The organism is Salinimicrobium oceani (assembly GCF_012037645.1).
In genome coordinates this window covers 1-298 of record NZ_JAAVJR010001521.1, presented here as the reverse complement: position 1 = coordinate 298, position 298 = coordinate 1, and the positions used below count along the sequence as shown (strand labels likewise).

The window sequence follows — 298 nt, the reverse complement described above, 5'->3', positions numbered from 1 at the left end:
GGGCAAATTCCAATTCTCAAATCACTTATCCCAAATTCACCAATCCCAAATTCTTATAAAACTTATTATTCCATCGCCCATTTCTCCAATTGCGCTAATACTGTAGATTTATAGCTTCTGCTAATAGGTAAAGCTTTGCCGGCTACCTCAAGGTGTTCATTGGTATAGGAATCCAGGGCGGCAAGGGAGACAATAAAGGAACGGTGGATCCTGATAAATTTTTGATCGGGTAATTCCTTTTCTATGTTGCTAATGGTTTCCCGTATTACAATCGAGCCGGTGCGGGTATGGATATTCA

General features: G+C 40.6%; 1 protein-coding gene. It reads right to left on the bottom strand.

Annotated elements, in window-relative coordinates; translation table 11 throughout:
* Positions 1-65 precede the first annotated feature (65 nt).
* A partial coding sequence (locus HC175_RS22910) for a LytR/AlgR family response regulator transcription factor (protein WP_168140069.1) occupies positions 66-298 on the bottom strand: 233 nt, incomplete at its 5' end.